The following is a 22105-nucleotide window of genomic DNA, read 5'->3' as shown; positions in this document are numbered from 1 at the left end:
CTGGCAAAAAGCCCACAAAATCAGAAGCTTGTGTGCTCGGGTGAGCACGTTGTAGGGGCGCAGCCTTGGCCTTGTAGGGGATAGTAATGGTGCGTTATCTCCTGTCCTTTATAAGATGGATCCAAATAGGCGACCGTTTCGCTAAATTGCCATGACAACTTGGTTACTGGGATCGACGGCCTATGTAAGTCTTCTCTTACACGCTCCGTGAGAATCGTTACGGGTGGTATGAGCCGTGCAATTTCACATAGTTCCGATCCGCTCATCGCGATTTTCGAAATTTTTCGAAATATTATCGAAGATGGCACTGCCCTCAATATGATGGCACTTGCCGTTTCATCCTTTATTAATGGGGAGTTAGGAGGGGGAGATAGTTTTGTGCCACTACCGATAAAAAATTTTGGTGCCACTACGCAAAAAACTGACGAGTGTCGAGTGAAAGAAAAGTTAGCGGGGGAGTGGGCCGATTTATTGACGTCATGAAACTGGCGAAACAGGCGGGTAACTAAGATGACAGATCGGGGCTTGATCGAAGCCCCCGATCAGGGGCGATATAAGGTTATGCCTTATTCGGGGGCGTGATCGCGCAAGAACACCAGTTTGTCCTGGCTCGACTGTTGTGCACTGAAGCGATAACCCTGCACATCGAATTGGCTGAGTGCCGCAGGGTCGTTGATCCGTTCCTGAATCACGAAACGACTCATCAGGCCCCGGGCTTTCTTGGCGTAGAAGCTGATGATCTTGTACTGGCCATTTTTCAGGTCTCGGAACTCGGTATCGATGACGCGCGCTTTCAGTGCGCTGCGCTTGACCGCCGAGAAGTACTCATTGGATGCCAGGTTCAACAGGACGTCATCGCCTTGTTCGGCCAGGGCTTCGTTCAGCCATTCGCTAATGCGTGTACCCCAGAAAGCGTAAAGGTCCTTGCCCCGGGCATTGGCCAGCTTCGTGCCCATTTCCAGGCGATAGGGTTGCATCAGGTCCAGTGGCCGCAGCAGGCCATAGAGGCCGGAGAGCATGCGCAAGTGTTGCTGGGCATAGTCGAAATCGGCTTCGCCAAAGCTTTGCGCATCCAGGCCCGTGTACACGTCGCCCTTGAAGGCCAGCAGCGCCTGCCTGGCGTTGGCCGGGGTGAACGCCGGCGTCCAGCTACCGAATCGAGCGGCATTGAGCCCCCCAATCTTGTCGGAAACGTGCATCAGCTCGCTGATCTGTGCCGGCGAGAGTTCGCGCAACTGTTCGATCAGTTCCTGGGAATGATCCAGGTACTGCGGTTGGGTAAAACGCTCGGTGGCCGGCGGTGTTTCGTAATCGAGGGTCTTGGCGGGGGAAATCACCATCAGCATGAAATCGTCTCCTTGAGGGTGCGGCGATTCTAGGGGGTTGTCCGGGTGGACTCCAGCTATTGGGGTGATAGGTGATCGGTGGTGATGCTTTTGTGGCGAGGGAGCTTGCTCCCGCTCGGTTGCGCAGCGACCGCACAAACTCTGGGGCCGCTTCGCAGCCCAGCGGGAGCAAGCTCCCTCGCCACAAAGGCTAATTAGACCTGTTTGCCAGAAGGTGTCGCACCAGGATCGGCTATGATGCCGCGCGGGTTTCGTTATGGAGACATCCCTTTTGCGTATCGCTCTTCTGTTATCGGCCTGGCTGTTGAGCCTGGGCGCCATTGCCGCGCCCAACGATGTCGCCACCCTGGATCGCAGCACGTGGCCGGAACAGCTCACCAGCCCGACGCTGTTCGATGTGGCCTCGCGGGCCGAAATCCTGATGTTCGCCCGGGTCTTGCTGGACGTCGATGCCATGGACGAAATCGCGCTCAAGCAATACCTGGGGCTGCGCACGGTGAATATGGTCGCGATCGACGCGCTTCGCGCCCGGCTGTGGCAGCGTTTGCTGGCCAACTACAACTTTGCCCAGCGCAGCTGCGATCAGGACGCCTCCTTCTGTTACCTGGTCGAGGACATGGCGACCCTGCGCGAAGAGGCGCGCAGGTTCCATCTGGACGACGACTCCTATTACATCAAGTGGGCCGCGCCGAGCCAGATCTTTCATACCCAATACCGCGATGAATTGCTGCGTAAAGCCGCGCTTTTTCCGCAAACCAGCAGCGAAATCGAACGTTTCGGCGATTACGAGCGCAACGGCGAAGATATGAACGACCGCCTGTTCCTGCTGACCTTCGACAGCGCCGCCAACGTTGCGCCGGACAACACCCCGTGGCTGACCGACTACCTGCGCAAGGCCAACATGAATGGCACCTTCTTCGTGCTGGGCAAGGACATCCAGGCGCGGTTGGAAGAGCGCTCGGTCAACAATCTCCAGGCGTTGTATTCAGGACAATGCGTGGGTGTGCAGGGCTGGGAGTTCCGCTCCCATAGCCATTGGCAGGACTGGCAAGACTCGGTCCGGCGCAGTGTCGAGCTGGTCAAGGGCAAGCTGCCGGAGAATTACGTGCCGCTGTTCCGCCCGCCCCAAGGCCAGCGTCGTGGCGATGCGCAAGCGTTCTTCCGGCAGCAGGGCTTGCAAGTGGCGCTATGGGACATCGACCCCCAGGACAGCAACAGTCGGCTCAAGCCTGAGCAAAGCGCCCAACGCGCGCTGACCCTGATGCTGCTGTGGCGCCACGGGGTGATCAATTTCAATGCCAAGCAGGATGGGGTGAAAACGGCGTTGCCCTGGCTCATGACGCAAACGGCGCAAAGCGGAATCGGTTGGGCGGAGTGTCAGGACGCGTTTCGCTGAAACCGGCGAAGGCCCGGAAACATTGGGGGAGGAGAAAAAAACGGCGCACATTCATGACAACCGGACTTCCGACTTTAACGGCGCAACGGCGGTACGCCAAGGGTTATTCGTCACTCTGAAAAATAAACTTCAAAAAAGCGTCAAAGTGCTTTTTCCTGTCATGGTTTTTGGAGTATCAAGAAGTCAGACCGCCGAAACCTGCAACACAGGTGGCGTCTTCCAAGACCCAGATTGTGTGCAGTTCACCTGAAAATCCTCGCGGGTGAATTCGGTGGCTACCTCGAGGCGCAGCACTGTCACGGTATTGCGTCGAATGGCCCCCACATAGGTGACCGAGTATGGATGACCACGGACGTAGCCTTTCCTCCAACCAGCCAATCCTCTATGTACTCGATACCAACGTATTGATCCACGATCCAAACGCACTCCTGAACTTCGAAGAACACCACGTTGCCATCCCAATGACCGTGCTTGAGGAGCTGGACAAGCTCAAGAGCGGGCACCACAGCGTTGCGGCCGAATGCAGGCAGGCGATCCGCCTGATCGACAAGACCCTGGGCGATGCCTCCCCTGAGGATGTAGAGCTTGGCGTGCCGATCCAGCGTGGCAAAAGTGGTCCCAAGGGCCTGCTTTCGATTCTGATGAGCAAGCGCACCGAACCCAACCTGGTGCTGCCTGAACACCTGAACGACAACATCATCATCAACCAGTTGATCGACCTGCACGCGCGCACCAAGGACCAGGCCGTGGTGCTGGTGACCAAAGACATCAACATGCGCCTCAAGGCCCGCGCCTGCGGGATCGCGGCGGAGGACTACAGCACCGACCAACTGGTCGACGACGTCTCGCTGTTGCCCAACGGCTACCACACCATGACCGGCTCTTTCTGGGACCGTGTGAGCAAGGTCGAGACTCGCCAGGACCATGGTCGCACCTGGCACCAGGTGCAACTGATCGACAACCTGCCGGCCGTGCACATCAACGAATTCATCATCGACGAACAAGGATTCGTCGGCTGGATCAAGGAAATCCAGGTCGACAAGCTGCTGATCCTCGACCTGCACCAGGAACCTTTGCTGCACCAGGAAGCCTGGGGTCTCAAGCCTCGCGACATCTACCAGAGCCTGGCCCTGTTCGCCTTGCTCGACCCGGATATCCACTTGGTCAACCTGTCCGGCGCCGCCGGTTCCGGCAAGACCATCCTGGCCCTGGCCGCAGCCATCGAGCAGACCATGGTCAGCAAACGCTACCGGCGCATCATCGCCACCCGCAGTGTGCAGGGCCTGGACCAGGAAATCGGTTTCCTGCCCGGCACCGAAGCGGAGAAAATGGAGCCGTGGCTGGGGGCGATCACCGACAACCTCGAAGCCTTGCACATGGATGACGAAAGCACCCATGGCAGCGTCGACTACATCCTCAGCAAAGTGCCGTTGCAGTTCAAATCCCTCAACTACATTCGCGGGCGCAGCTTCCAGCAGAGCCTGATCCTGATCGACGAATGCCAGAACCTGACCCCGCACCAGATGAAAACCATCATCACCCGTGCCGGTGCCGGTTCCAAAGTGGTGTGCCTGGGTAACCTGGCGCAGATCGACACCCCTTACCTGTCCGCGACCAGCTCCGGGCTGACCTACCTGACCGAACGCTTCAAGGACTTCCCCAACGGGGTCCACATCACCCTGCAGGGCGTACCGCGCTCGATCCTGGCCGAATACGCCGAATCCCATCTGTAACCCCAGGCAAACCGGGCGACCTCAAGGTCGCCCGGTTTTTTACCCTGTCACCATAAGCGCCTGTGGGAGCGAGCCTGCTCGCGATGACGGTGTGCCAGCCACATATTTTTATCTGATAAACCGCCATCGCGAGCAGGCTCGCTCCCACAAAGGGATCTACGGTGTTCAGCAAATTACAGGCCGCCGTGGGTGCGACAATCAACCCTGCCGGAATCTGACCCACAGGTTTACAATCGACACTCCCGATCAGGAGTAACCCTGTGCTGACTCATCTCGATTCCCAAGGTCGCGCCAACATGGTCGACGTGACCGACAAGGCCGTGACGTTCCGTGAAGCCACGGCTGAAGCCTTTGTGCGCATGTTGCCCGATACCCTGCAGATGATCGTCAGCGGCGGCCATCCCAAGGGCGATGTGTTTGCCGTTGCGCGCATTGCCGGTATTCAAGCGGCGAAAAAAACCAGCGATCTGATCCCGCTCTGCCATCCGCTGATGCTCACCAGCGTCAAGGTTGAGCTCAATGCCGAGGGTGAGGACCGCGTTCGCATCGTTGCCCGTTGCAAACTGTCGGGGCAGACCGGTGTGGAGATGGAAGCACTGACCGCCGCCAGCGTTGCCGCGCTGACCATCTACGACATGTGCAAGGCCGTGGATCGCGGCATGACCATCGAAGGTGTGCGGGTGCTGGAGAAACTCGGCGGCAAGAGCGGCCACTTCCAGGCGGATGCCTCATGAAAATCAACGTGAAGTTCTTTGCCCGTTACCGTGAAGCGCTTGGCGTGGATTCGGTAAAGGTGGAAGGTGATTTTGCCACGGTCGACGATGTGCGCGTGTTGCTCGCCCAGCGTGACGGTGCCGAGGTGCTGAAGGAACAAAACCTGATGTGCGCGCGCAACGAGGACCTGTGTCAGCTCGACGAGCCGCTGCTGGACGGTGACGAAGTGGCGTTCTTCCCCACCGTGACCGGAGGCTGAGCCATGGCGATTCGTGTGCAGGCCGATCCGTTCGACCCGGGCGCCGAAGTCAACGCGATGCACGCGGCCAATGTCGGCGTGGGGGCGGTGGTGAGTTTTGTCGGCTACGTGCGTGATTTCAATGACGGCCTCGATGTGTCCGGGATGTTCCTGGAGCACTATCCGGGCATGACTGAAAAAGCCCTGGGCAAGATCGCCACCGAGGCCGAGCAGCGCTGGCCGCTGCTCAAGCTGGAGGTGCTGCACCGCATCGGTGCCCTGGAGCCGGGCGAGCCGATCGTCTTCGTCGCGGCCGCCAGTGCCCATCGCCAGGCGGCATTCGACGCCTGCGCCTTCGTCATGGACTACCTCAAGACCCGAGCGCCGTTCTGGAAAAAGGAAAACACTGTCGACGGCCCGCGCTGGGTGGAAGGGCGCGACAGTGATCATGCGGCGGCGGATCGCTGGAAGCAGTAGGCAGCCTGTCAGTCGTTTGGAGGCTGTGAGTCCGCCTTCGCGAGCAAGCCCGCTCCCACAGGGAATCTGTGTCGTACACAATATTTGTGCTCAACGCAGGGCCTCTGTGGGAGCGGGCTTGCTCGCGAAGGGGCTATCAGCCTTCCATCATTTTCCCGCTTTCCCCAATTGACGATATGTACATTAAAGTCCAGTATGGATTTATAAGTACAAATAGTCGCATCCACCTTTCTCTGCCAAACCAACAACAACCCGCGAGAGATCGATCATGAAAAAATTCCCCCTCATCACCGGCCTGGCCTTGAGCCTGCTGGCCTCCAGCAGTCTGTTCGCCGCCGAGAAAACCTTGCGCATCGGCATCGAGGCGGCTTATCCGCCGTTTGCTTCCAAGACCTCGGAAGGGAAGATCGAGGGTTTCGACTACGACATCGGCAATGCCCTGTGCGTGCAGATGCAGGTCAAGTGCGAATGGGTCGAGGGTGAGTTCGACGGGCTGATTCCGTCGCTGAAGGTGAAGAAGATCGACCTGGCGCTGTCGTCCATGACCATCACCGAAGAGCGCAAGAAATCGGTGGATTTCACTCACAAGTACTACTTCACCTCATCGCGGCTGGTGATGAAGGAAGGGGCGGTGGTCGATGACCAATACGCCAGCCTCAAGGGCAAGACCGTGGGCGTGCAGCGGGCCACCACCACTGACCGTTATGCCACCGAAGTCCTCGAACCCAAGGGTGTGATCGTCAAGCGCTACAGCAATAACGAAGAAATCTACATGGACCTGGCGTCCGGTCGCCTGGACGCGATTTTCGCCGACACCATCCCGCTGGAAGACTTCCTGTCTATGCCCCGTGGCAAGGGCTACGCGTTTGTCGGGCCGGAGCTCAAGGACCCGAAATACGTCGGTGAGGGCGCTGGTATCGCGGTGCGCAAAGGCAATACCCAACTGGTGGCGGACTTGAACAAGGCCATCGATGGGATTCGGGCCAACGGGGAGTATCAGAAGATCCAGGCCAAGTACTTCAAGTCGGATATCTACGGCGACTGATCGATCGCCATCGCGAGCAGGCTCGCTCCCACATTGGATCTCATTGAACACAAATAGCGTGTTTGATACAGACCCCTTGTGGGAGCGAGCCTGCTCGCGATGAGGCCAGGCCTGGCGACAAAAAACCTCAGCCCTTCAACTCCTTCAAATGCTTGTAAACCGTCGCCCGCCCCATGTTCAGCACATTGGCCACATAGTTGGAAGCGCTCTTGCCCTTGAACGCGCCTTCGGCATGCAGCGCCAGCACCAGCTCGCGTTTGTGGTCGCGGGTCAGCAGGTTCAGGCTCAGTTGCCGTTCGCGCATCCAGGCGTGCAGGAAGGTGTTGATCCGCTCCTGCCAGTCATCGCGAAACAGTGAGTCCGGCTGCGGGATCAATTTCCCCGGCGACAGGAACAGGTCCAATGCGGCCTTGGCATTCTCGAACAGCGAAATATTCAGGTTGATGCACAGCACCGCCAGCGGATGCCCATTGGTGTCACGCAGTACGCTGCTGAGGCTGCGAATCTTCTGCCCGTCCCAGTTCAGTTTTTCGTAGGGCCCGATGTTACGTTCGCTGACGTCCTCGCTGAGCATGTCCTCCAGGGACGAATCGTCGCCAATCTCGCGCTTGGACAGGTTGTTGGCGATGTAGTCGACTTTCTGAGTGCGCAGGTCGTGCAGCACCACTTCGGCGTGGGGGTAGAACAGCGTGGCGATGGCGTCGGCGATGGTGCGGAAGTTTTCCAGCGCCGGATCGGGTTGCGAGGCGGTCATGACAGGGCTCCAGGCAGCGTCAGCGCCCCGTGAGACAGGGGCGCGGGGGAGTGTGCCGCAATCGTGGCGATGCGTCACCTGAGTGGGTTCACCCCAAGCGCTTGGGGGAGAGCATGGCGCTGCTCAGGCCGAAACGGGTCAGCGCCTCGGGCAGCGGTTCGCCACGCACCAGCGCCGCGCTGGCCTGGCCCATCGCCGGGGAGGTCTGGATGCCGTAGCCACCCTGGGCCGCGACCCAGAACAGCCCGGGCACCTGTGGATCGAAACCGGACAACAGGTCGCCGTCGTGAACGAAACTGCGCAACCCGGCCCAGGTCCGGGTCGGACGGCGGATGGTCAGGGTGGTGGCCTCTTCGATCTGGTAGATGCCCATGGCGATGTCCAGCTCTTCAGGCTGTACATCATGGGGCTCCACCGGATCGGCGTTGGCCGGCGAACCAAGGAACATCCCGGCGTCGGGCTTCATGTAGAAGGATTCGTCCAGGCTCACCAGCATTGGCCAGTCATGAATATCCACGCCCTCGGGCCCGGCAAAGATGAAGGCCGCGCGCCGCTTGGGTTGCAGCCCTAGCTTCCGGGCGCCGGCCATTTCGGCCACCTGGTCGGCCCAGGCGCCAGCGGCGTTGATCAGTACCGGCGCGCTGAAGGTCTGGCCGGCGGTTTTCACCTGCCACAATCCCTGGTCGTCGCGGCTCAGGCCCAGCACTTCGCTGTCGGTGTGCACTTGGCCGCCGCTGCGACGAATACCGCGCAAGTAGCCCTGATGCAGCGCATCGGTGTCGATGTCGCAGGCCGTGGGGTCGTAGATTGCCCCGTGGACCTTGTCCCGCCGCAGGATTGGCAGCCGTACGCAGGCTTCTTCGGCGCTGAGCAGTTGCATCTGCGGCACCGTGGCCTTGGCGCTGAGGTACTGGTTGTTCAGCTCGGTCGGGTCACCGGTGAAGTCCACGGTCATTTCGCCCCGTGGGGTCAGCAATGGATGCTCGCAGAAGCCGCTCGGCGGGGCGTCGAAAAAATCCCGACTGGCCTGGGTCAACGCCCGCACCTGAGGCGTGCCATAGGCAGCGGTGTACAGCGCCGCCGAGCGTCCGGTGGAGTGGTAGGCCGGATGGGATTCGCGTTCGAGCACAATGACCCGACCGTGAGGCGCCAGCCAGTAACCGGTGGAAGCACCGGCAATGCCGCCGCCGATGATGATGAAATCTGCTGAGGTCATGTAGCTCTCCTGTCGAGCAACGGTGCCGGGCGTTCGTAGGAACCTGTGGAAGCGAGCCTGCTCGCGATAGCGGTGTGTCAGCCACCTATATTTATCTGATACACCGCCATCGCGAGCAGGCTCGCTCCCACAAGGGAAACTGGGGGGTGTCAGTTGTGAAGTCGGTAAAGCGCATTCGCCAACGCAACGTCTTCCAACCCCAGACCAATGGAACGGAAGAACACGTGGCGTTGATAATCGGGACGGGCCACGTAGTCGCTGAGCAGTTCGGGCAAGTCGCCGACGATTTTCGAAACATCCCAGCCGAACTGTTCGCTGGCTATCAGCATTTCACCGGCTGAACCTGGGGTGGTCTGACGATAATCGCAGAACACATCCATATCGTTGAGGCTCTGCGGCGGCACTTCGTGGGCGCGCGGAGCGTTGGTGCTGATGGAGGTGATCAGTGCCGGTTTGCTCAGGGTCTGTGGGTCGAGTACTGCCTTGGCGGACGAGGTGCAGAGCATCACCACGTCGGCGTCATGCAGCGCCGCTTCGAGGCTGTCAGCGATGTGCAGGCGTGGGTCCAGCTTGGTGATCGGCGCGAGCTCTTGTGCCGTTTTGCCCTTCAGGCTCGGTGAATAGAGACTGATGCCTTGCCAGTCCCGCAGGTCCTTGACGTATTGCACGTGGGCCCGGGCCACCGCACCGCTACCGATGACCGCCAGACGCCTGGCCCTGGGAGGAGCGAGGGCATCGACGGCGACAGCCGTGGTGGCGGCGGTGCGAGCGGTGGTCAACTCGGCGGCGTCGCACAGCAGCAGCGGCTGGCCGGTCTGCATCGACATCAACAAGGTCCACGCGGTTACCAATGGGCCTTGCTCGCGCACGATATAGGGCGAGGTCTTGACCCCGTAGACCTGCTCTTCGGCCAGCACGCCCAGGTAGTTGATGAAGTCCCCGGCACCCTGGGGAAACACCACCAGTTGCTGGGGCGGCTGCACCGCTTGCCCGACGGCGAGATCGCGGAACAGCTTGCGCAGGATCTGCGGCACATCGACTTGCCCGAGCAGTTCTTGGGCCTGGGCTTGAGTCATCACATAGGGCGTGCTGGGCATGGGGCCTCCGGAGTGCTTTTGTAAACTAATTTGTCTATTATGGACTTTTAGTTTTATCGAGCAATATCCCGGGCAAAAAAAAGCGCAGCCTGTCTTGGCTGCGCTGATCGTTCCCAAGCTCTGCGTGGGAATGCCTCAATGGACGCTCTGCGTCCGTCTCGATGCTAAGGTCGCTTGCGCTCTACCGGCCGCAACAGGTGGGTCGGTGGCATTTCACAACTGATCTTGCGACCCAACAACGCCTCGATCGACGGCAACTGATAAGAATCATCCTCCCCCGCGAAGCTGATCGATACACCCGCAGCCCCGGCACGTCCAGTACGCCCGATCCGGTGCACATAGTCATCCGGCACTTCCGGCAGGGTGAAGTTGATCACATGGCTAATCCCGTCGATGTGAATCCCACGGCCTGCCACGTCAGTAGCCACCAGCACACGAATCTTGCCCTCGCGGAAACCTTCCAGTGTCTTGATACGCTTGTGCTGCGGCACATCGCCCGACAGTTGCGCGGCGTTGACGCCATCGCGCACCAGGCGTTCTTCGATGCGGCGTACTTCGTCCTTGCGGTTGGCGAAGACCATCACCCGTTCCCAGCCATTGTCGTTGACCAGGTTGTAGAGCAGCTTGTACTTGTCGGCCCCGGCGACGGCGTAGATGTGTTGCTCGACGTTTTCGCTGGCGACGTTCTCGGCTTCGATCTCGACGATGGCCGGGTCGGTGGTCCACTGCTTGGCCAGGTTCATCACATCTTCGGTGAAGGTGGCGGAAAACAGCAGGGTCTGGCGTTCGCTTTTCGGTGGGGTCTGGCGAATGATCTGGCGCACTTGGGGAATGAAGCCCATGTCGAGCATGCGGTCGGCTTCGTCCAGCACCATCACTTCGACCATGTCCAGATGCACGTCGCCGCGCTGGTTGAAGTCCAGCAGGCGGCCCGGCGTGGCGACCAGGATGTCGCAGTGGCGGGCTTCGAGGTGCTTGAGCTGTTTGTCGAAGTCCATGCCGCCCACGAACGTCATGACGTTCAGGCCGGTGTACTTGGTCAGGTCGGCGGCGTCCTTGGCGATCTGCACCACCAGCTCGCGGGTCGGGGCGATGATCAGCGCCCGTGGCTCGCCCATGTAGCGTTCCTTGGGCGGTGGGGTCTGGAGCAGTTGGGTGATGATGGAGATCAGGAACGCGGCGGTCTTGCCGGTGCCGGTCTGGGCGCGGCCGATGGCGTCTTTGCCGGCGAGGGTGTAGCCGAGCACTTGCGCCTGGATCGGCGTGCAGTACGGGAAGCCCAGGTCCTGGATGGCATGCATCAGTTCCGGGGCAAGCTTGAAATCGTGGAAGCGGGTCTTGCCTTCCTGGGGTTCTACGACGAAGTCTTCGAGTTTCCAGGCGACGACCGGCGGTTTTGGTGCGCGTTCGCGGCGTGGCTTGGGGGCTTCGCTACGTGGTTTTTCCGGTTCAGGGGCGCTGACAGGTTGGGCGGCGGGCTCTTTTTTGGCCTGTGCAACAGGGGCGGCGCGGCGCGGTTGTTGCGCATCGGTACGGCTCGGGCCTTGGGTCGGCGCAGTGGAGCCAGGCGCGAGTTGCTCGGCCTCGCTTTTACCGAACATCTTCTTGAGTGCTTTGAGCACGGTCATCTCATCGATTGGTTAAGGAATGTACGCCGGCCAGTGTAATGCAAGAAACGGGCGCGGCGTAGTGTGATGATCAATGCGTTGACCTGGCAATCAGGCCTTCAGCGCAACCGCTCGGCCAGCCAGGTGCCGATGTCGCGAATCTCCTCGGGTAACACTTCGTGGCCCATTGGGTATTCCTGCCATGTCACGGTGACACCATGCTGCTTTAAATACTCTTTCGCGGTGCGGCCCATCGGGTTGAGTACCACTTCGTCGTATTGCCCGTGCAGCGCCAGGACCGGAATGCGTTGCTGGCTGGCCGACAATTGCAGCTCGTCGCTGAAGGTCGGTGCATAAGTAGACAGCGCGATCACGCCGCCCAGTGGGCCTTCCCATTTCACGAAGGCGGTGTGATAGACCACCGCGCCGCCTTGGGAGAAACCCGCCAGGAAAATCCGCGAGGCGTCTATTCCGCTGGCTCGCTGGCTGTCGATCAAGTCAATGACCCGTTGTGCCGAGGCTTCGAGTTGCTGCTCGTCGATGGCCCGCGCCGGGCTCAGGGCACGGATGTCGTACCAACTGGGCATCTCATAGCCGCCGTTGATCGTTACTGGTTGGGTCGGGGCCTGGGGCAGAACGAAACGTGTGGTGAGCAGTTTTTGCTGCAACATTTCGGCAACCGGCAGGAAATCAAAACGATCGGCGCCCAGGCCGTGGAGCCAGATTACGCACGCGTCGGCAGTGCTGCTGGGCTCGAGAATCAAGGGGTCGGACATGGCTGTGCTCCAAATCTGTGCGGGTGCGCTTAATCAGTGCGTGATTACAGTGCGTTCCCGGTGCCTCAGTTAATTAGATGTCGCAAAGTTGAAAGTTTTTGTCTTGACGTGTTTTACAAGGGCTAAGCGCAGCGGTCTGGTACGGGCTTTGCTATGGGGTAGCTGAGTGATGATTCTCACGCTACGCGGTAACACTATCAGTTAGACGCGCCGCATGGGATATCGGAAATCCGGTGATGGATGTTCGCCAATAGCCGCTACGGGGCTTCGCGAACGTGAAGGGCTACAGCCCGTTCGGCCGATTGGTGAGAAGTGGGCATGAACACTGATTGTGGACGTTCTCATTAATAGACTCATAGCGAAGGTCCAGACGTCGGTTGACCCTAAAAAAAGCCAACAAGGGTCGGCAATGCCTCAAAAGGGTGCGACAGGACCCAAGCTCCGACACAACAAGAGCAAAACTGGAGGTTTGAATGAAGTTACTGAAATCCACCCTGGCTGTCGTGACTGCCGCAGCTGTGCTCGGTGTCAGCGGGTTCGCTCAGGCGGGTGCAACCCTGGATGCCGTGCAGAAGAAAGGCTTTGTGCAGTGCGGTGTGAGTGATGGCCTGCCGGGTTTCTCGGTGCCTGATTCGACCGGCAAGATCGTTGGTATCGACGCTGACTTCTGCCGCGCCGTTGCCGCTGCGGTATTTGGCGATGCGACCAAGGTCAAGTTCAGCCAGTTGAACGCCAAGGAGCGCTTCACCGCGCTGCAATCGGGCGAAATCGACATGCTCTCGCGCAACTCCACCATGACCAGTTCCCGTGACGCGGGCATGGGCCTGAAATTCCCAGGCTTCATCACCTACTACGATGGCATCGGCTTCCTGGCCAACAACAAGCTGGGCGTCAAGAGCGCCAAGGAACTGGACGGTGCAACTATCTGCATCCAGGCCGGTACCACCACCGAGCTGAACGTTTCCGACTACTTCCGCGCCAACGGCCTGAAGTACACCCCGATCACGTTCGACACCTCCGATGAAAGCGCCAAGTCGCTGGAATCCGGTCGTTGCGACGTGCTGACCTCCGACAAGTCCCAGCTGTTCGCCCAGCGCAGCAAGCTGGCTTCGCCGAAGGACTACGTGGTTCTGCCGGAAACCATTTCCAAGGAACCCCTGGGCCCGGTCGTACGTAACGGTGACGACGAGTGGCTGGCCATCGTGCGCTGGACTGGCTACGCCCTGCTCAACGCGGAAGAAGCCGGCGTAACTTCGAAAAACGTCGAAGCTGAAGCCAAGTCCACCAAGAACCCTGACGTCGCTCGTATGCTGGGCGCCGACGGTGAGTACGGCAAGGACCTGAAACTGCCGAAAGACTGGGTCGTGCAGATCGTCAAGCAAGTCGGCAACTACGGTGAAATGTTCGAGCGCAACCTCGGCAAGAGCACTCCGCTGGAAATCGACCGCGGCCTGAACGCTCTGTGGAACGCTGGCGGCATTCAATACGCACCACCAGTGCGCTGATGGTTCTATCACCCGGTGGGCCAACCACCGGGTGATGTTCTGTTCCATTCTTTGCGGGGCACTTCATGCAAAATTCAATCGGCGCACCTAAGCAGAGGCTCAGCCTCAGCGATCCACGAGTGCGTGCGTGGGTATTTCAGATCGTCACGGTCGTGGCGGTTATTTCGCTGGGCTGGTTTCTGTTCGATAACACGCAGACCAACCTCGCGCACCGGGGCATCACCTCCGGTTTCGGCTTCCTGGAACGCAGTGCCGGGTTCGGCATTGCCCAACACCTGATCGACTACACCGAAGCGGACAGCTATGCCCGTGTCTTTGTCATCGGGTTGCTCAATACGCTGCTGGTGACGTTCATCGGCGTGATCCTGGCGACCATCCTCGGCTTCATCATCGGCGTGGCGCGGCTGTCGCCGAACTGGATCATCGCCAAGCTGGCGACCGTTTATGTGGAGGTTTTCCGCAACATCCCGCCGCTGCTGCAAATCCTGTTCTGGTACTTTGCCGTGTTCCTGAGCATGCCGGGACCGCGGGCCGCCCATAACTTCGGCGACACCTTCTTCGTCAGCAGCCGGGGCCTGAACATGCCCGCCGCGCTAGTGGCCGAAGGGTTCTGGCCGTTTGTGATCAGCATCGTACTGGCGATTGTCGCCATCGTGCTGATGACTCGCTGGGCCAACAAGCGTTTCGAGGCGACCGGTGAGCCGTTCCATAAATTCTGGGTCGGCCTGGCGCTGTTCCTGGTGATCCCGGCCTTGAGCTCGCTGCTCTTTGGTGCGCCGGTGCATTGGGAAATGCCGGAGCTCAAGGGCTTCAACTTCGTCGGCGGTTGGGTACTGATTCCCGAACTGCTGGCCTTGACCCTGGCCTTGACCGTGTACACCGCGGCGTTCATCGCCGAGATCGTGCGTTCGGGCATCAAGTCGGTCAGCCACGGCCAGACCGAAGCGGCCCGTTCCCTGGGGCTGCGCAACGGTCCGACCTTGCGCAAGGTGATCATCCCGCAAGCCCTGCGCGTGATCATTCCGCCGTTGACCAGCCAATACCTGAACCTGGCGAAAAACTCGTCCCTGGCCGCCGGTATCGGTTACCCGGAAATGGTTTCGCTGTTTGCCGGCACGGTGTTGAACCAGACCGGCCAGGCCATTGAGGTGATCGCGATCACCATGAGTGTGTACCTGGCGATCAGTATCAGCATTTCCCTGCTGATGAACTGGTACAACAAGCGCATTGCGCTGATCGAGCGGTGAGGAAACGCGCATGACGACTCATACTTTCAAACCTGACATGCCCCCGCCGGGCAGCAGCATCGGCGTGGTGGCGTGGATGCGCGCCAACATGTTCTCCAGCTGGATCAACACGCTGCTGACGTTGTTTGCGTTCTACCTGATCTACCTGATCGTTCCACCGCTGTTGCAGTGGGCGATCCTCGATGCCAACTGGGTCGGTACTACCCGCGCCGACTGCACCAAGGAAGGCGCCTGCTGGGTGTTCATCCAGCAGCGTTTCGGTCAGTTCATGTACGGCTACTACCCGGCGGATCTGCGCTGGCGCGTAGACCTGACCGTGTGGCTGGCGGTCATCGGCGTGGCACCACTGTTCATCTCGCGCTTTCCGCGCAAGGCGATCTATGGCCTGAGCTTCCTGGTGCTGTACCCGATCATTGCCTGGTGCCTGTTGCACGGTGGCGTGTTCGGCCTGGACGCCGTGGCGACCAGCCAGTGGGGCGGCCTGATGCTGACCCTGGTGATCGCCACCGTGGGTATCGTCGGCGCACTGCCGCTGGGTATTGTCCTGGCCTTGGGCCGGCGCTCGAACATGCCGGCGATTCGTGTGGTCTGCGTGACCTTCATCGAGTTCTGGCGCGGCGTGCCGTTGATCACGGTGCTGTTCATGTCCTCGGTGATGCTGCCGCTGTTCCTGCCCGAAGGCATGAACTTCGACAAGCTGCTGCGGGCGCTGATCGGGGTGATCCTGTTCCAGTCGGCCTACATTGCCGAAGTGGTGCGTGGTGGCCTGCAAGCCATTCCCAAGGGGCAATACGAAGCGGCCGCGGCGATGGGCCTGGGCTACTGGCGCAGCATGGGCCTGGTGATTTTGCCGCAAGCCCTGAAGCTGGTGATCCCGGGTATCGTCAACACCTTCATTGCGTTGTTCAAGGACACCAGCCTGGTGATCATCATCGGCCTGTTCGACCTGCTCAACAGCGTGAAACAAGCTGCCGCCGACCCGAAATGGCTGGGCATGGCCACTGAAGGCTATGTGTTCGCCGCCCTGGTGTTCTGGATTTTCTGTTTTGGTATGTCCCGCTATTCCATGCATTTGGAACGCAAGCTGGACACTGGCCACAAGCGTTAGGAGTTGACTCATGAGTGAAGCGATCAAACAGCCTGTGAGCCCTGAAGGCATTATTCAGATGCAGGGCGTAAACAAGTGGTACGGCCAGTTCCACGTGTTGAAAGACATCAACCTGAACGTCAAGCAGGGCGAGCGTATCGTGCTGTGCGGCCCGTCGGGCTCCGGCAAGTCCACCACCATCCGCTGCCTCAACCGCCTGGAAGAGCACCAGCAGGGTCGCATTGTGGTCGACGGCGTGGAACTGACCAACGATCTCAAGCAGATCGAAGCGATCCGCCGTGAAGTCGGCATGGTGTTCCAGCACTTCAACCTGTTCCCGCACCTGACCATCCTGCAGAACTGCACCCTGGCGCCAATGTGGGTACGCAAGATGCCCAAGCGCAAAGCCGAGGAAATCGCCATGCACTACCTGGAGCGCGTACGCATTCCAGAGCAGGCGCACAAGTACCCGGGCCAGCTCTCCGGCGGTCAGCAACAGCGTGTGGCCATTGCCCGTGCCCTGTGCATGAAGCCGAAAATCATGCTGTTCGACGAGCCGACCTCGGCCCTCGACCCGGAGATGGTGAAAGAGGTACTGGACACCATGATCGGCCTGGCAGAAGACGGCATGACCATGCTCTGCGTGACCCACGAAATGGGCTTCGCCCGCACCGTGGCCAACCGCGTGATCTTCATGGACAAGGGTGAAATCGTCGAACAGGCCGCGCCGAACGACTTCTTCGACAACCCGCAGAACGACCGCACCAAGCTGTTCCTGAGCCAGATCCTGCATTGATCCAGCCTTAGGCAGCGAAATGAACCCGGACTTGTCCGGGTTTATTTTTTCTGCTTCGGCTGCTCAGGAAGCCGTGAGGGTTTCGTGCTCCTTGTGCACCGTCGTCTTGAAACCTCTCAAGTCCGCGTCTTCGGCCAGGGCTCGCGCATCTGCAAGCAAATGCGGGTAACGGTCAAGCAGACGCATCAGCAAGATCAACGCCTTGGGTGGTACTACCTCGCCGCGCTCGTAGCGGGAAAACGCATTGTGTCCACCGCCCGATAGCAGCAGTACCGCTTCCTTTTGCGATAGATGCAGTTTGCGCCGGACACGTTTGATCTCTTCGCCGATCATTCGCCTGGCCGCGTTGACCAGCTCATCACCTGCGTGGTCGTAGCGATCCGAGCAGCTTGAATCGAGCTCGACTTCGCCGCACATCTGACATTCCCAGCCAGACAAGTCATCGACCCGGCGTTCCAGTCCCTTGACGCTCATGGTTTCGCCGCGACCTTCGAAATGCAACATGCCCTCCGGGGCACCACAGCTGAAGCATTGCTGGTGTTTCATGAGTTTTTCTCCTTGAAGGAAATTACCGGTGGGCCTCCGCTGGGGCGGTACGTCACCTTCAGGTAAATCTGCAGACCGTGTGAATTGGCGTGGTAGACGTCATGCCAGACCCGATGATCGTCATAGGTGGTCATCGATTTGTAGAACTGTTTTCGCTCAAGCCTGTGGATGACCTGCTGCATGTCCGAGACGTTTAAACCAAGTGTTCGAGCAGTGTTCTTCGCAGTGCTGGTGAAAGCTTTCCCTTCAAGCCGTCTGACATCCGCCTGTATCGCCACCAAGGCGTAATGGGGTGTGTTCTTTTCCATGGAACGGTGTGCCTTGTCCTTAAAATTACCCTTAAAGGGTAATGTTGGCTAATCGAAAATTTCGCTCCTTTTCCGTCCCATTGACCCTAGGCGGTTGCCGTCCTACATGAAGCTGACTAACATGTCAGAAAATTCATCCTATGATTGGATGAAAAGGCGAATCCAATGTCAGATAGCTCTCCGTTAATAAAGCGCTCCCTGGTCGATCAGGCCCTGGAGCAATTGCGTCGGCGCATCAGCGATGGCGTGTGGGCCGTCGGCCAGCGCCTGCCTACCGAGCCGGAGCTGGTGGCCGAGCTGGGTATCAGCCGCAACACCGTGCGCGAAGCCATGCGCGTGCTGGCGTTTTCCGGGTTGATCGAGATCCGTCAGGGCGACGGCAGCTACGTGCGGGCAGTGGTCGATCCGCTGGATACCCTCAAGGTGCTGTCGCGCTGTTCGCTGGAGCAGGCCCGGGAAACCCGGCATATCCTGGAAGTCGAGGCCATCGGCCTGGCCGCGTTGCGACGCACCGATGAAGACTTGATTGCCTTGCGCCAGGCGCTGCAAGACAGCGGTGAGCATTACCACGGCGACCTGGAGCACTACATCGCCTGCGACCTGGTGTTCCATCGCCTCCTGGTGGATGCCGCGCACAACCCCGCGTTGAGCGAGCTCTATCGCTACTTTTCCAGCGTCATCGGTGCACAGTTGCGCCAGAGCCTCAACATCACCCCGCGCCATCAACATGTGTTCGACCTGCACGTCGAAATCCTTGAAGCCGTCGAGCAACAGGATCCGCAACGGGCCAAGTCCCTGTGCCGCCAGTTGATCAATGAACCCTGAATCCGAGCTTTCCATGTCCCGCGATCTGCTTGACCCTGCCACCTCGACGGCGCCCAAACGCGCCGCCGAACTTGAAGAACTGTTGATCGACGCCGAGGCCGACGATGAGCAGGCCCAGCAGCGTCCTCTGTTGGTGCGTCGTCCCTGGTTGTTGTTGCTGGGGTTGATCCTGGTGGCGCTGAATCTGCGTCCGGCGTTGTCGAGCATGGCGCCGCTGCTCAGCGAAGTGTCACGAAGCCTTGGCCTGTCGGCTGCCCAAGCCGGTTTGCTGACCACATTGCCTGTGCTTTGCCTGGGCCTGTTCGCGCCGCTGGCGCCGGTGCTGGCACGGCGCTTCGGTGCCGAGCGCGTGGTGCTGGGAATCTTGTTGACACTGGCGGGTGGGATTGTCCTGCGCAGTGCGTTCGGTCAGGTCGGGCTGTTCGCCGGCAGTATCCTGGCCGGTGCGAGTATCGGCGTGATCGGTGTGCTGCTGCCGGGCATCGTCAAGCGCGACTTCGCCAAGCAGGCCGGCGCCATGACCGGTGTCTACACCATGGCGCTGTGCCTGGGCGCGGCGATGGCGGCCGGGGCGACAGTGCCGTTGAGCGAACACCTGGGTCATAGCTGGGCCTTGGGCCTGGGGTTCTGGGTGGTCCCGGCGCTGTTGGCCGCGGTGTTCTGGTTGCCGCAAGTGGGCGAGAAACACGGTGCTCATCAAGTGGCGTACCGGGTCCGAGGCTTGCTGCGCGATCCCCTGGCTTGGCAAGTGACCTTGTACATGGGGTTGCAATCGTCCCTGGCCTACATCGTCTTTGGTTGGCTGCCTTCAATTCTTATTGGGCGTGGCCTGACCCCGACCCAGGCCGGGCTGGTGCTGTCCGGTTCGGTCATCGTGCAATTGATCAGTTCCCTCGCAGCTCCGTGGCTGGCAACGCGTGGCAAAGACCAGCGCCTGGCCATCGTGATCGTCATGCTCATGACCCTGGGGGGGCTGTTTGGTTGCCTCTACGCTCCGCTCGATGGGTTGTGGGGCTGGGCGATCCTGCTGGGTTTGGGGCAGGGCGCGACGTTCAGCCTGGCGCTCACGCTGATCGTGTTGCGTTCGCGGGACGCCCACGTGGCCGCCAACCTGTCCAGCATGGCCCAGGGCTTTGGTTATACGCTGGCGTCGCTGGGACCGTTCGCGGTGGGCGTGGTCCACGACTTGACTGGCGGTTGGAATGCACTGGGCTGGATCTTCGGCCTGGTTGGCCTGGGTGCGATCATCGCGGGCATCGGCGCAGGCCGGGCGTTGTACGTGGGGGTCAGTAGCGAAAAAGTCACCGATCTTCGTTGATGTCATTTTCATGGCGAATGACGATAGTCTTCGCCGCTGTGACAGATTATCGTGCAGGTTTATTGAAGCGAATTTCGGAGCCTGTCCATGAGTGATGCCCACAACGCCTTGATCACCCACTTTTACCAGACCTTCCAGCGCCTGGACGCCGAAGCGATGAGTGCTTGCTACACCGACGATGTGGTGTTCAGCGATCCGGCGTTTGGTGAATTGCGCGGACGTGATGCCGGCGACATGTGGCGCATGCTCACCACCCGGGCCAAGGACTTCTCCCTGACCTTCGATAACGTACGTAGCGATGAGCGTACCGGCGGAGCGCATTGGGTGGCGACCTACCTGTTCAGCCAGACGGGTAACGTCGTGATCAATGACATCCAGGCGCGGTTCGTTTTTCGCGACGGCAAGATCTGCGAGCACCACGACAACTTTGATCTGTGGCGTTGGTCCCGTCAGGCATTGGGCGCCAAGGGCCTGTTGTTGGGCTGGACACCGCTGGTGCGCAACGCCGTCAGGGCCCAGGCGCTCAAGGGGTTGCGGGCGTTCCAGGCCAGTCGCTGATAAGATCTCGGCTTGTCTGTGCCGACCTGTTGAACATCTTTGTGACGAACGCCACCCCATCTCCCGATCTGCCTGCACAAGGCCCGGCCGAACCGGACAAACCCTGGTTCGTCTACCTGGTGCGGGCCGCCAATGGCTCGCTGTACTGCGGCATCAGTGATGACCCGGTGCGCCGTTTCGCCAAGCATCAAAGCGGCAAGGGCGCACGCTTCTTCCTTTCCAGCCCGGCGGTGGCCCTGGTGTATACCGAGGCTTGTCGCGACAAGGGCGAAGCCCTGCGCCAGGAGCGGCTGATCAAAAAGCTCAGGAAAAGCGCCAAGGAATGCCTGGTGGCCAGTGCGCTGTCGCTTCATCAGCCGGACTGATAGGCCTTTATCAGGCCGGTAGGCTGCTCCGGTCAGGCGCGCTAAGCTGCAAGACTTCATTCCTGCAGTGGCGAATCCCATGTCAGAGCTGATCCTTCATCATTACCCGACGTCTCCTTTCGCGGAAAAGGCCCGGCTGTTGCTGGGCTTCAAGGGCCTGTCCTGGCGTTCGGTGAGCATCCCGCCAATGATGCCCAAGCCTGACCTGACGTCGCTGACAGGCGGCTACCGCAAGACCCCGGTATTGCAGATTGGCGCGGACATCTATTGCGATACGTCCCTGATCGCTCGTCGGCTGGAGCAGGAAAAAGCCTCGCCGGCCCTGTTCCCCGAAGGCCGGGAAATGCTGGCCGCGTCCTTTGCTGCCTGGGCCGATTCGGTGGTGTTCCAGCATGCCGTGAGTCTGGTGTTCCAGCCTGAATCGGTGGCGGTGCGTTTCGCCAAGCTGTCGCCTGAAGCTATCAAGGCGTTCATCAGCGACCGCGCCGGGCTGTTCAGTGGCGGCACGACCACGCGCTTGCCCGCTGACCAGGCCAAGCACCAGTGGCCGACGATCATGGCGCGCCTTGAGCAACAGTTGCAGCGCGAGGAAGGCGACTTCCTGTTGGGAGATCCCTCGATTGCCGACTTCGCCATGGCTCACCCGCTGTGGTTTCTCAAGGGCACGCCGGTGACCTCGCCGCTGGTGGATGCGTATCCGGCGGTGTCGGCCTGGTTGGCACGGGTGCTGGGTTTCGGCCACGGCGCGCCGAACGAGATGAGTTCCGAAGAAGCCCTGGAAATTGCCCGCAATGCCACACCGGCAGCGCTGCCGGATGAGGTGTTCGAAGAGCCGAATGGGTTTGCGCCGGGCCAACAAGTGAGCATCGCTGCGACTGACTACGGCGTCGATCCCGTGGTCGGGGAGTTGCTGTTTGCCGGTCGCGAAGAACTGATCCTGCGCCGTGAAGACGCGCGTGGCGGGGTGGTGCATGTGCACTTTCCGCGGTTCGGGTTTCGAATCGAGCCTCGATGAACGACCAATGACCCTGTGGGAGCGAGCCTGCTCGCGATGGCGGTGTGACAGTCAACATCACTATTGAATGTGCCGTCGCTATCGCGAGCAGGCTCGCTCCCACAATGATTCACGGCGGACACGAATCCTGTGGCCA

The 22105-nt window shown here is 60.1% G+C and carries 24 protein-coding genes; 16 read left to right on the top strand and 8 right to left on the bottom strand.

The genetic code is table 11. From position 1 onward, the window contains the following. The first annotated feature begins 228 nt into the window (after positions 1-228). Positions 229-483, top strand: a complete 255-nt coding sequence (locus PSH86_RS24725; protein ID WP_146206871.1) for a hypothetical protein — start codon at positions 229-231, stop codon at positions 481-483. An 83-nt stretch (positions 484-566) separates the two neighbouring features. On the opposite strand, the gene yaaA is transcribed toward PSH86_RS24725, so the two are convergent. Then, positions 567-1346: a peroxide stress protein YaaA gene (yaaA, locus tag PSH86_RS24720; protein WP_249015525.1), complete on the bottom strand. Its 780-nt coding sequence runs from the start codon at positions 1344-1346 to the stop codon at positions 567-569. 271 nt (positions 1347-1617) lie between these two features. Between yaaA and PSH86_RS24715 the strand changes: the two genes are divergently transcribed. From PSH86_RS24715 to PSH86_RS24690, 6 genes are all read left to right on the top strand, one after another. Beyond that, the gene (locus PSH86_RS24715) at positions 1618-2742 is read left to right on the top strand and encodes a polysaccharide deacetylase family protein (RefSeq protein WP_116833390.1); all 1125 of its coding nucleotides are present in this window, start codon (positions 1618-1620) and stop codon (positions 2740-2742) included. 338 nt (positions 2743-3080) lie between these two features. Continuing rightward, complete coding sequence (locus tag PSH86_RS24710) at positions 3081-4475, top strand: PhoH family protein (RefSeq protein ID WP_109754781.1); 1395 nt, start codon at positions 3081-3083, stop codon at positions 4473-4475. A 260-nt stretch (positions 4476-4735) separates the two neighbouring features. Further along, the gene (moaC, locus tag PSH86_RS24705; protein ID WP_030139643.1) at positions 4736-5209 is read left to right on the top strand and encodes a cyclic pyranopterin monophosphate synthase MoaC; all 474 of its coding nucleotides are present in this window, start codon (positions 4736-4738) and stop codon (positions 5207-5209) included. Further along, positions 5206-5448: a MoaD/ThiS family protein gene (locus PSH86_RS24700; RefSeq protein ID WP_109754780.1), complete on the top strand. Its 243-nt coding sequence runs from the start codon at positions 5206-5208 to the stop codon at positions 5446-5448. The genes moaC and PSH86_RS24700 overlap by 4 nt, the downstream gene beginning before the upstream one ends. Positions 5449-5451: 3 nt before the next feature. After that, on the top strand, positions 5452-5904 hold the full coding sequence (gene moaE, locus PSH86_RS24695) for a molybdopterin synthase catalytic subunit MoaE (protein WP_109754779.1): 453 nt from the start codon (positions 5452-5454) through the stop codon (positions 5902-5904). Between the two features lie 268 nt (positions 5905-6172). After that, positions 6173-6949, top strand: a complete 777-nt coding sequence (locus PSH86_RS24690; protein WP_109754778.1) for an ABC transporter substrate-binding protein — start codon at positions 6173-6175, stop codon at positions 6947-6949. A 127-nt stretch (positions 6950-7076) separates the two neighbouring features. Here PSH86_RS24690 and PSH86_RS24685 read toward each other — a convergent pair whose 3' ends face one another. The 5 genes from PSH86_RS24685 to PSH86_RS24665 all read right to left on the bottom strand — a co-directional run bounded on the left by PSH86_RS24685 (position 7077) and on the right by PSH86_RS24665 (position 12399). Then, the gene (locus PSH86_RS24685) at positions 7077-7703 is read right to left on the bottom strand and encodes a transcriptional regulator (RefSeq protein ID WP_109754777.1); all 627 of its coding nucleotides are present in this window, start codon (positions 7701-7703) and stop codon (positions 7077-7079) included. Positions 7704-7791: 88 nt separating this feature from the next. Beyond that, a complete protein-coding gene (locus PSH86_RS24680) occupies positions 7792-8919 on the bottom strand; it encodes an FAD-binding oxidoreductase (protein WP_305485531.1) in 1128 nt (375 codons plus the stop codon). Positions 8920-9068: 149 nt separating this feature from the next. Next, positions 9069-10016, bottom strand: a complete 948-nt coding sequence (locus PSH86_RS24675; RefSeq protein WP_109754775.1) for an ornithine cyclodeaminase family protein — start codon at positions 10014-10016, stop codon at positions 9069-9071. A 164-nt stretch (positions 10017-10180) separates the two neighbouring features. Beyond that, positions 10181-11644 (bottom strand): ATP-dependent RNA helicase RhlB, encoded by a 1464-nt coding sequence (rhlB, locus tag PSH86_RS24670; protein ID WP_109754774.1) that lies wholly within the window; start codon positions 11642-11644, stop codon positions 10181-10183. Positions 11645-11742: 98 nt separating this feature from the next. Further along, positions 11743-12399 (bottom strand): alpha/beta hydrolase, encoded by a 657-nt coding sequence (locus PSH86_RS24665; protein ID WP_109754773.1) that lies wholly within the window; start codon positions 12397-12399, stop codon positions 11743-11745. Positions 12400-12872: 473 nt separating this feature from the next. On the opposite strand from PSH86_RS24665, the gene PSH86_RS24660 reads away from it, so the two are divergent. The 4 genes from PSH86_RS24660 to PSH86_RS24645 all read left to right on the top strand — a co-directional run bounded on the left by PSH86_RS24660 (position 12873) and on the right by PSH86_RS24645 (position 17034). Beyond that, complete coding sequence (locus tag PSH86_RS24660) at positions 12873-13904, top strand: amino acid ABC transporter substrate-binding protein (protein ID WP_060740792.1); 1032 nt, start codon at positions 12873-12875, stop codon at positions 13902-13904. A 65-nt stretch (positions 13905-13969) separates the two neighbouring features. Next, positions 13970-15151, top strand: coding sequence for an amino acid ABC transporter permease (locus PSH86_RS24655; RefSeq protein ID WP_249015522.1), 1182 nt, complete (start codon positions 13970-13972; stop codon positions 15149-15151). A 10-nt stretch (positions 15152-15161) separates the two neighbouring features. Then, positions 15162-16259: an amino acid ABC transporter permease gene (locus PSH86_RS24650; protein ID WP_109754771.1), complete on the top strand. Its 1098-nt coding sequence runs from the start codon at positions 15162-15164 to the stop codon at positions 16257-16259. A 10-nt stretch (positions 16260-16269) separates the two neighbouring features. Next, the gene (locus tag PSH86_RS24645) at positions 16270-17034 is read left to right on the top strand and encodes an amino acid ABC transporter ATP-binding protein (protein ID WP_003178331.1); all 765 of its coding nucleotides are present in this window, start codon (positions 16270-16272) and stop codon (positions 17032-17034) included. A 63-nt stretch (positions 17035-17097) separates the two neighbouring features. Here the strand turns inward: PSH86_RS24645 and PSH86_RS24640 are convergent, their stop codons facing one another. Then, positions 17098-17580: a type II toxin-antitoxin system MqsA family antitoxin gene (locus tag PSH86_RS24640; protein ID WP_232201142.1), complete on the bottom strand. Its 483-nt coding sequence runs from the start codon at positions 17578-17580 to the stop codon at positions 17098-17100. Further along, positions 17577-17888 (bottom strand): type II toxin-antitoxin system MqsR family toxin, encoded by a 312-nt coding sequence (locus PSH86_RS24635; RefSeq protein ID WP_212801416.1) that lies wholly within the window; start codon positions 17886-17888, stop codon positions 17577-17579. The genes PSH86_RS24640 and PSH86_RS24635 overlap by 4 nt, the downstream gene beginning before the upstream one ends. A 165-nt stretch (positions 17889-18053) precedes the next feature. Here PSH86_RS24635 and PSH86_RS24630 point away from each other — a divergent pair, with 165 nt between their 5' ends. From PSH86_RS24630 to PSH86_RS24610, 5 genes are all read left to right on the top strand, one after another. Then, positions 18054-18713: a FadR/GntR family transcriptional regulator gene (locus PSH86_RS24630; RefSeq protein ID WP_109754768.1), complete on the top strand. Its 660-nt coding sequence runs from the start codon at positions 18054-18056 to the stop codon at positions 18711-18713. Then, complete coding sequence (locus PSH86_RS24625; RefSeq protein ID WP_176689178.1) at positions 18703-20031, top strand: CynX/NimT family MFS transporter; 1329 nt, start codon at positions 18703-18705, stop codon at positions 20029-20031. Before PSH86_RS24630 ends, PSH86_RS24625 begins: the two co-directional genes overlap by 11 nt. Before the next feature lie 87 nt (positions 20032-20118). After that, positions 20119-20589 carry a nuclear transport factor 2 family protein gene (locus tag PSH86_RS24620; RefSeq protein ID WP_305485522.1) on the top strand — a complete coding sequence of 157 codons (471 nt, stop codon included), beginning with the start codon at positions 20119-20121 and terminating at the stop codon, positions 20587-20589. A gap of 41 nt (positions 20590-20630) precedes the next feature. Next, positions 20631-20954, top strand: coding sequence for a GIY-YIG nuclease family protein (locus tag PSH86_RS24615; RefSeq protein WP_109754765.1), 324 nt, complete (start codon positions 20631-20633; stop codon positions 20952-20954). 79 nt (positions 20955-21033) lie between these two features. Next, on the top strand, positions 21034-21969 hold the full coding sequence (locus tag PSH86_RS24610; RefSeq protein ID WP_116833388.1) for a glutathione S-transferase family protein: 936 nt from the start codon (positions 21034-21036) through the stop codon (positions 21967-21969). Positions 21970-22105: the final 136 nt, after the last annotated feature.

This window comes from Pseudomonas sp. FP2300, from assembly GCF_030687595.1.
GTDB classification, from domain to species: domain Bacteria; phylum Pseudomonadota; class Gammaproteobacteria; order Pseudomonadales; family Pseudomonadaceae; genus Aquipseudomonas; species Aquipseudomonas bijieensis.
This window is presented reverse-complemented; position numbering and strand designations above follow the sequence as displayed.